This window comes from Fimbriimonadia bacterium, from assembly GCA_039961735.1.
Lineage (GTDB): Bacteria > Armatimonadota > Fimbriimonadia > Fimbriimonadales > JABRVX01 > JABRVX01.
On record JABRVX010000070.1, the window covers coordinates 1 to 8480 of the forward strand.

Genomic DNA, 8480 nt, shown 5'->3' on the forward strand with positions numbered 1-8480 from the left:
CCCGGAGACCCGCACCAGCCCCCCGCCGAACTAAGTGCGGGGGGGCCCTATGCTCTGGCCTCTGACACCTAGGTTCTTCGCCGCTTCGGCATTGCCGACAGTGCGGAAGTACACAACAGAGCATTTGCCGTGCTCGGCTCGGGCACCAGTTCGGAGTACCACACCTTCCATTCGAGGTAGGAGTGGTCCTTGGTCGAGGACGAGAGGTACCCGTTCTCCTCCGACTGGGAGAAAGCTAGCAAGCTCCCCTGAGGGTCCACCGTAATACATGGCGTGGCATCGGTGTTCGGTTGTCTATGCTTCTCCTAAACGAGCGGTGCATCATGTCGCCGAGCACGCGCAGTGGAGGCGATCACCTCCCTGCAACCGCTATCGTCACGCCGAGCCCTCCCCGACGTCATGCTGAGCCTGTGGAAGCACCCGTCATGCTGAGCTTGTTGAAGCATGACCCCGCCCGCCGCATGTCGTCGTCCTTCTGTGCTACGGTGCCGGCTTGCCGCGTCATGCTTCGACAGGCTCAGCATGACGTGGAGGATCTCAGCATGACGCGGCAAGACTCAGCATGCCGTGGGGATCTCAGCGTGACGCGGAGGATCTCAGCATGACGCGGTAAGACTCAGCATGCCGTGGGGAGATCAGCATGACGCGGCGGGGCTCAGCATGACTGGTAGGGGTGTTAGGTGTTTTCGCGGCGGGTGTCGAGACCTAGCCACGTGAGCGAGGTGGCCCGCGATATCGGTGCCGATGATGGGCCGAGCATCACGGCGTGCTGTGGCCGTATGGTTGGGGAGCATGCTTTCGTGGCCTCTGCACTATGCTCGCCTCTCCATGGGCCGACGTCCAGGCAGTAGGCATCAGGTATCTAGCAATCTAACTCGAAGGTCTCTCAGTACGGCTTGTGGACGACGGTGAGTAAGCTCTGCAGCTTCATGTACTTTCCGTGGCCGTCCAGGTAGGTCATCTGAATACCGCCCGAGTGGCGGTCTATGCACAGGCGGTCGATCCCCCAGCTATAGGTCTCTTTCTGGTGGCGTCCCATCCGCGTGTCGATCGTGTCCGGGCAGATGTGATTGGAGTCGTTCTGCCCGACCCACGTGTCAATCCAGTTCGAGTCGGCCAGGAAGAAGGTACGCGCCGGCTCCTGCGCACGATTCAGCTTACCTACGTAGTCCGCGTACAGCCAGCCGTTCAGCGCGTAGCTACCGTTGAAGCCATACCAGTCCCACGCCGAAGTGGCACTGCCGTACACGTAGCTGGACCAAGGCTTGGTGTACTTCATGGCGTTCGGACAAAGGTGTACGGGCTTGTTTTTGATGTATCGCTCGAAGTTGTGCGGCCATAGCAGCATCTGGATGTAGTTCGTGGGGCCAATCTTGCCGGTGTTGTCGTCGGCATACATGAGACCGCCTAGGCTGAGCTGCTTCAGGTTGCTGATGCAGCTCGCTTTTTTCCCCTGCTCCCTCGCTCGTGCGAAAACGGGGAACAGGATGGCCGCAAGGATCGCGATGATGGCGATGACGACGAGGAGCTCGATAAGGGTGAAGCCACCACCGCGAGAGCCCCGAGCAGTTGGGGAAGTGAGATATTTCACGATAGCATCTTACCACGCTTCCTTCAGACGCGCATGAGCACGAGCACTTCATCCGGCAAGGTCCCTAGCAGCGCCGGACCTAACCGGACCCGTCCCTGACCACGCTCGGTATAATCCGACCCAGAACTCGAGCCAGGAGGGCTGCGATGAACTTTCCCGCTGATCTCCGATACACCCCGTCGCACGAGTGGGTGCGAATCGAAGGCGACGAAGCCGTCGTGGGGATTTCCGACTTCGCTCAGTCCGAGCTGGGGGACATCGTGTACGTGGAGCTGCCGAGCGTGGGGCGAACTCTTGCCAAGGGCGAGGCGTTCGGAGTCGTCGAGTCCGTCAAGACCGTCAGCGACGTGTATGCGCCGGTGGCAGGCGAAGTGACCGCCGTCAACACGGACCTGGAGCCGCACGCCGAGACCATCAACCAAGACCCCTACGGCGCAGGCTGGATCATCCGGCTCAGGATGTCGGACCCCAGCGAGGCGGAAGGCTTGCTCACCGCAGAGGCATATGAGAAACATACAAAGGAGCACTAACTGATGGCTTACATCCCGCACACCGACGAAGATCGTGCGGAGATGCTCGCAACGATTGGCGTGGAGAGCCTCGACGACCTCTTCACCGACATCCCGACAGACATGCGGCTCGACGAGCCTCTGCATATTCCGCCTGCCCACGACGAACATGCGTTAGTCGGACACCTTAGTCATCTTGCCGAGAAGAACCGCTCCGACTTGTGCTGCTTTCTGGGGGCTGGCGTTTACGACCATTTCATTCCTGCTACCGTCGGCACGGTGCTGAGCCGCGGCGAGTTCCTGACGTCCTACACCCCCTATCAGCCGGAGCTAAGCCAGGGCTATCTACAGGCAATCTACGAGTTCCAGAGCATGGTCTGCGAGTTGACCGGGATGGACATGGCGAACGCTTCGATGTACGACGGCGGCACCGCGCTCGCCGAGGCTGCATTGCTCGCGCACGGTGCGAACGGGCGCGACGTGGTGGTCGTGAGCGAAGGTGTGCACCCGCACTACCGGCAGATCGTCAAGACCTTTTGCTGGTCGGCGGGGCTGCAGTACCGTGAGGTTGCACTCGCCGATGGCGTCACCACGTCTGCAGATAACTTGGAGGGCGTCGCCTGCCTTCTGTTCCAGCAGCCCAACTTCCTCGGAGTGTTGGAGGACGTCGGTGCCCTAACAACTGGTGTACAGGCGGCTGGCGGTCTGAGCGTGTGCTGCGCCGATCCGTTTGCACTCGGGGTCCTTCGGCCACCAGGGGAGTTTGGCGTGGACATCGTGGTCAGCGAGGCGCAGGCCCTCGGCAGCCCGATGGGTTTCGGAGGTCCCGGACTGGGGCTGTTCGCCGTAAGGGAAGCTCTAGTTCGACGCTTGCCTGGACGAGTGGTAGGGATGACCCAAGATGTGGAAGGACGGCGCGGCTTCGTGATGACACTGCGCACCCGAGAGCAGGACATCCGCCGCGAGAAGGCGACCAGCAACATCTGCACCAACCAGGCGCTGGTGGCGCTGGCCGCGACGGTCTACCTCTCTGCACTCGGAAAGACTGGGTTCCGCCGCGTTGCCGAGGCGTGCGTGCAGAACGCGCACTACGCGGCCGAGCGGCTGAGCACCATCCCCGGAGTGCAGCTGCGCTTCCCGACTAGGCGCTTCGCGTACGAGTTTGTGCTTAAGCTGCCTAGACCTGCAGACGCTGTGCGTGACGAGCTGCTGGAGGCGGGTTACTTAGCCGGGTTGCCCCTTGGGCAGCACTACCAAGACATGGAGGACTGCCTCCTAACCTGCGTCACGGAGGTGCGGACGAAGGAGGAGATTGACGGCTTCGTAGAGGCCGTGCGAAAGGCGGTGCGACCGTGAGCCATGCGGATTACCCCCTGATCTTCGAGCGAGGTCGTCGAGGTCGCATCGGCTGCAATCCACCCGTTTCGGACATACCTCGCCTGCCCTTGGAGGATCTCCTCGGAACGAACGCCGTACGCGAGCCTGCAGTTTTGCCGGAAGTGGACGAGCTCGACCTGGTCCGCCACTTCACCAACCTGAGCCGCCGGTCGTACGGCATTGACAACGGGCTGTACCCGCTCGGGTCGTGCACCATGAAGTACAACCCACGCGTCAACGAGGTGACCGCCTCGTTGCCCGGATTCGCGCGCATCCACCCACTTCAGCCGCAGCAGACCGCGCAGGGTTGTCTGGAGCTCTTGCACGACCTTCAGATGTACCTAGCCGAGATCGCCGGCTTCGACACTGCCACTTTGCAACCCGCCGCCGGTGCAGCGGGCGAGCACTTGTGCTTGATGATGATCAAGCGCTACCATGAGGAGCGTGGCGAAGGCGAGACGCGCAAGGTGATGCTCGTGCCGGATACGGCGCATGGCACGAATCCGGCGTCGGCTGCGCGAACAGGGTACTCCGTTCGCCACGTGGCAACGGACGCCGAGGGCAACACGAATCTGGCCGAGCTGCGCGCCGCACTAGACGATTCGGTTGCAGGCATGATGCTTACCAACCCGAACACCCTGGGCCTGTTCGAGCGCACCATATCCGAAGCATGCGACATGGTGCACAAGGCGGGGGGGCTAGTGTTCTGCGACGGCGCGAACATGAACGCGCTCGTGGGAGTGGCCCGACCCGGAGACATGGGTTTCGACTGCATGCACCTCAACCTGCACAAGACCTTTTCCACCCCTCACGGTGGAGGCGGACCTGGATGCGGAGCCATCGCCACACAGCGAAACCTGGAGCCGTTCCTTCCAGCACCCGTTGTCGTGAAGCGTGGGAACGAGTATGTGCTCGACCACGACCGACCACGATCGGTCGGACGCGTACACAGCTTCTACGGCAACTTCCTGCTAGCGGTTCGTGCCCTGACGTATATCCTGGCGTACGGACATGACCGATTGGCAGACGTGGCGAAGCACGCCGTGCTGAACGCCAACTATGTTAGGGCAAAGCTGCGCGACGTGTATCCGGCTGCATACGACCGAGTGTGCATGCACGAGTGCGTGCTCACCGGCGATCCGGTGAAGGAGCGTACCGGCGTTCGCGTTCTGGACATAAGCAAGCGCCTGATTGATTACGGTTTCCACCCGATGACGAACTACTTTCCGCTCATCGTTCACGAGGCGATGATGATCGAGCCGACCGAGACCGAGAACAAGGAGACGCTCGACCGCTTCTGCGATGCTCTGCGTTCCATCGCCGAGGAGGCCGAGAAGGACCCTGAACTGGTCCAAAGCGCGCCGCATCACGCTGTGGTCGGCCGATTGGACGAGGTGCTCGCGGTCAAGCAGTTGAACGTTCGATGGAAGCCTGCCAGCGACTCTACCGAGTAGAAGGTGCCGGTCCTGGCGACCTTCACATGGCGCGGGATGCAGACGCCTTGGATGCCGCCTCCCGAGGCGCCTGCACTGCTCGGATCTACCAGTGGGATGGGCCGTGGGTGTCGCTCGGAATGTCCCAGAAGCCGGAAGAAGCCTTGGACCTGGATGCGTGCGCTAGATTAGGTGTGCGGTGGGTCCTGCGTCCGACCGGAGGACGGGCAGTTCTTCACGGTGCCGACGTCACCTTCTCTTTAGCTTGTCCCCTCAGTGAAGTCGGTGGTGCTCCATGCAACGTGCGCGCGGCTTACCGCGCGCTTGCGCCGATGATCGTCGAGGCCTTGGCCAGGGCCGGCACTCGAGCGACCCTCGGCGAGCGCTCGCCGTCTCTCGGATCCCCGAACTACCGAGGAGTGGACTGCTTCCGATCTCTGAGCGCGAACGACGTCGCGGACGCAGAGAGCGGCACGAAACTCGCGGGCACGGCTTTGCGAATACGTGGCGAGAGCGTGCTGCTGCAGGCCAGCATCCCCACAGGCCTCTATCTCGTGCCACCTGAGAAGATCTACCGTGGTCTCACCGCAGAGACCCGGCAGGTTTCCTACCCTCCGGCGGACAAAGTCATAGCTGGGTTGAGCGCTGTTCTGGAGGAGCGGGGATATCGCCGCGCTGAGCCATAACGGCGCAAAGGAGCTCGGGCGAGCTCCTTTGCGGGGAGGGAAGGTGATGCATGGAGAGAGATCGTCCTCTTGCCGCGTGCCCCTCGTTGTGTGCTGTGATGCGTGCTCGCGCTCCTTTACTGCAAGTCCCGTGCCGACCGTGGCGATGCCGGAGGACGACCGCCCGAAACCCGGTGCGACTCGCAGGTAAAATCCCTCCGCCATGGACCCCTCCCAACTCCTTCGCCCCAACGTGCTGGAGATCCAGCCGTACACTCCCGGCAAGCCCATCTCAGAGGTTCAGCGCGAGCTCGGGCTGACAGACGTCGTGAAGTTGGCGTCGAACGAGAACTCGCTCGGCCCCTCGCCCAAGGCGATGGAAGCCGTCCGTACCGCACTGGCCGAGTCGCACCTCTATCCCGATGCCGGATGCGTGGACCTGAAAGCGGCGCTTGCCGAACGGTTGGGTGTGTCGGCAAAACAGATCGCTGTGGGCAACGGTTCGGATGAGCTGCTTACGACGATAGCGATGGCTCTGGTGACCCCCGGCGACGAGGTGGTGTTTGCCGACCCCTCTTTCATCAGCTACCCGCTGGTAGCAAAGCGCCTCGGTGCGAAACCGGTTGCTGTTCCACTCACGCCGGACGAGCGTCACGACTTGCCTTCGATGGCAACCGCCTGCACGGAAAGGACGAGAGTCCTCTTCGTCGCCAACCCTAACAATCCGACGGGCACCATCGTTCGCGCCGACGAGGTAGCTGCTTTCATGAGCAGAGTCCCGGAGCATGTGCTCGTGGTGTTCGACGAGGCGTACTTCGAGTACGTGCAGGTGCCGGAGTACCCCAACAGCCTGCCACTGGTGCTGGAAGGCCGCCGCGTCGCAGTCATGCGTACGTTCTCCAAGGCCTACGGCTTGGCAGGTTTTCGCGTGGGTTACATGATAGGTCCTGAGTGGTTGGTGGATGCGGTGGACCGCCTCCGCCACCCGTTCAACGTCAGCAGCCTAGCGCAGGTGGCCGCATTGGCGGCACTAGACGATCATGAGCACGTCGCGAGGTCGGTGGAGATGAACCGTGCGGGCCTAGCGCGCGCGCACCACCTATTCGACGACCTCGGGATGCGCTATGCGGACAGCCACGCGAACTTCGCATGGGTGGACACCGGTAGGCCCGCGCCCGAGCTGTTCCAAGCGATGCTGCGTAAGGGTGTCATCATCCGACCCGGCCATATCTTCGGCAGGCCCACCCACCAACGCGTCACCATCGGCACGGCTGCCGAAATGGATCGATTCGCCACTGCACTGCAGGAGGTGCTCTCCGCATGATTGTTGTTCTTGGCCGTGATGCCACGCCGGATCAGGTTCACAGGGTAGAGGCGGAACTGAAGACGATGGGTTACAGCATCCACCCGATCTACGGCGTGGAGAAGACCGTGATAGGTGCAGTGGGTGCGCCCGATCGTGACAAGGAGCAGGATGCCGACCACCTACGCTCGTTGGGATGCGTGGAAGAGGTGATGCTGATCCTCCGCCCCTACAAATTCGTTTCCCGTGAAAGCCGCACGGCGAGCACCGAGGTGGACGTGGACGGCGTGCTGGTAGGTGGCGAGAGAGTCGTCGTTATGGCAGGTCCGTGCACCGTCGAGACCCGAGAGCAGGTGCTGGAGACGGCGCGCGCCGTGCACGGAGCGGGAGCGACCGTTCTGCGCGGAGGTGCATTCAAGCCTAGTACCTCGCCCTACGGCTTTCAGGGCTTGGGTGAGGATGGGTTGAAGATCCTGGCTGAGGCTAAGGAGGAGACGGGCCTGCGCATCGTCACCGAGGTGATGGACCCACGGAACGTCGAGCTGGTCAGCCGCTATGCCGACCTGCTTCAGGTGGGCACCCGGAACATGCAGAACTTCGACCTACTGAAAGAAGTCGGGCAGGGTAAGAAGCCGGTGCTGCTAAAGCGCGGCATGTCGGCCAAGCTGGATGAGTGGTTGCACGCCGCGGAGTATGTGTGTGTAAAGGGCAACCCGAATGTCATTCTGTGCGAGCGCGGCATTCGCACCTTCGAGGTGTACACGCGCAACACGCTGGACCTCTCCGCCGTGCCAGCAGCCAAGGAACTTTCCCACCTACCCGTGGTAGTGGACCCGAGCCAGGGAACCGGTCGTTGGAATCTGGTAGGGCCGATGAGCAAGGCTGCGGTGGCTGCGGGCGCCGACGGGCTGCTGATTGAAGTGCATCCTCACCCAGAGCAAGCGCTGAAAGACGGACCCCAGTCGCTGAAGTTCGAGCGGTTCGCGCAGTTGATGGTCGAGGTGTCGGCGGTCGCCCGCGCCGTCGGCCGGACAGTGTGAGGGGGCTCGGCACGTCGTAACTCCGGCGTCCCGCCGAACTGTGTGGCGGTGGTTCCGGCGTCCTCGCTGGTTCTTGACTGCACGCGGCCTCGTGGTTCCGGCATCCCCGTCGGTTCTCTGACCGCATCGCCGGGACGGCGATGCCACGTTCACGGGCCGATTCCGCGGAAAGAGCCCTCCGCCGCGTCGAGGGTGGGGTGCGCAGTGCGTACCTGCCAGGGACACCCCTCCCGTCACGCTGAGCCCGTCGAAGCGTGACGTAGAGCTGCTGCGGCGAAACCACGGTGGCTGCATCGCCGGGACGGCGATGCCACGTTCGCGAGCCGATTCCGCCTGCTGACCCGGCGGCGTTGTGGGTGGGGGGTATCTGCGCACCGTGGACAGCCCTCCCGTCACGCTGAGCCTGTCGAAGCGTGCGATCGTGCGCCGCAGCTGCGGTGTTACGGTTATCCCGTGGCGGCGTCATACGGGCGACGCCCAAACCGTCACGCTGAGCCCGTCGAAGCGTGACGTAGATCTGCTGCGGCGAAACCACGGTGGCTGCATCGCCGGGACGGCGATG

The 8480-nt window shown here is 62.8% G+C and carries 7 protein-coding genes; 6 read left to right on the top strand and 1 reads right to left on the bottom strand.

The features are described from left to right. Nucleotides 1-886: 886 nt before the first annotated feature. A complete protein-coding gene (locus HRF45_13685) occupies nucleotides 887-1591 on the bottom strand; it encodes a prepilin-type N-terminal cleavage/methylation domain-containing protein (GenBank protein MEP0767572.1) in 705 nt (234 codons plus the stop codon). A gap of 146 nt (nucleotides 1592-1737) precedes the next feature. On the opposite strand from HRF45_13685, the gene gcvH reads away from it, so the two are divergent. The 6 genes from gcvH (at nucleotide 1738) to aroF (ending at nucleotide 7918) form a co-directional block, all read left to right on the top strand. Beyond that, nucleotides 1738-2121: a glycine cleavage system protein GcvH gene (gene gcvH, locus HRF45_13690; GenBank protein ID MEP0767573.1), complete on the top strand. Its 384-nt coding sequence runs from the start codon at nucleotides 1738-1740 to the stop codon at nucleotides 2119-2121. 3 nt (nucleotides 2122-2124) lie between these two features. Further along, nucleotides 2125-3456, top strand: a complete 1332-nt coding sequence (gene gcvPA, locus HRF45_13695; protein MEP0767574.1) for an aminomethyl-transferring glycine dehydrogenase subunit GcvPA — start codon at nucleotides 2125-2127, stop codon at nucleotides 3454-3456. Continuing rightward, nucleotides 3453-4931 (top strand): aminomethyl-transferring glycine dehydrogenase subunit GcvPB, encoded by a 1479-nt coding sequence (gcvPB, locus tag HRF45_13700; GenBank protein MEP0767575.1) that lies wholly within the window; start codon nucleotides 3453-3455, stop codon nucleotides 4929-4931. Before gcvPA ends, gcvPB begins: the two co-directional genes overlap by 4 nt. Continuing rightward, entirely contained in the window at nucleotides 4901-5596 is a 696-nt protein-coding gene (locus HRF45_13705) for a hypothetical protein (protein MEP0767576.1), read from the top strand. The genes gcvPB and HRF45_13705 overlap by 31 nt, the downstream gene beginning before the upstream one ends. A gap of 202 nt (nucleotides 5597-5798) precedes the next feature. Beyond that, nucleotides 5799-6899, top strand: a complete 1101-nt coding sequence (locus HRF45_13710; protein MEP0767577.1) for a histidinol-phosphate transaminase — start codon at nucleotides 5799-5801, stop codon at nucleotides 6897-6899. Further along, a complete protein-coding gene (aroF, locus tag HRF45_13715; protein ID MEP0767578.1) occupies nucleotides 6896-7918 on the top strand; it encodes a 3-deoxy-7-phosphoheptulonate synthase in 1023 nt (340 codons plus the stop codon). The genes HRF45_13710 and aroF overlap by 4 nt, the downstream gene beginning before the upstream one ends. Nucleotides 7919-8480: the final 562 nt, after the last annotated feature.

Bases quoted from the DNA above. Each gene is read 5' to 3' on its own strand.
- gcvH (MEP0767573.1), top strand. From the start codon at position 1,738: ATGAACTTTCCCGCTGATCTCCGATACACCCCGTCGCACGAGTGGGTG.
- gcvPA (MEP0767574.1), top strand. From the start codon at position 2,125: ATGGCTTACATCCCGCACACCGACGAAGATCGTGCGGAGATGCTCGCA.
- HRF45_13705 (MEP0767576.1), top strand. From the start codon at position 4,901: ATGGAAGCCTGCCAGCGACTCTACCGAGTAGAAGGTGCCGGTCCTGGC.
- HRF45_13710 (MEP0767577.1), top strand. From the start codon at position 5,799: ATGGACCCCTCCCAACTCCTTCGCCCCAACGTGCTGGAGATCCAGCCG.
- aroF (MEP0767578.1), top strand. From the start codon at position 6,896: ATGATTGTTGTTCTTGGCCGTGATGCCACGCCGGATCAGGTTCACAGG.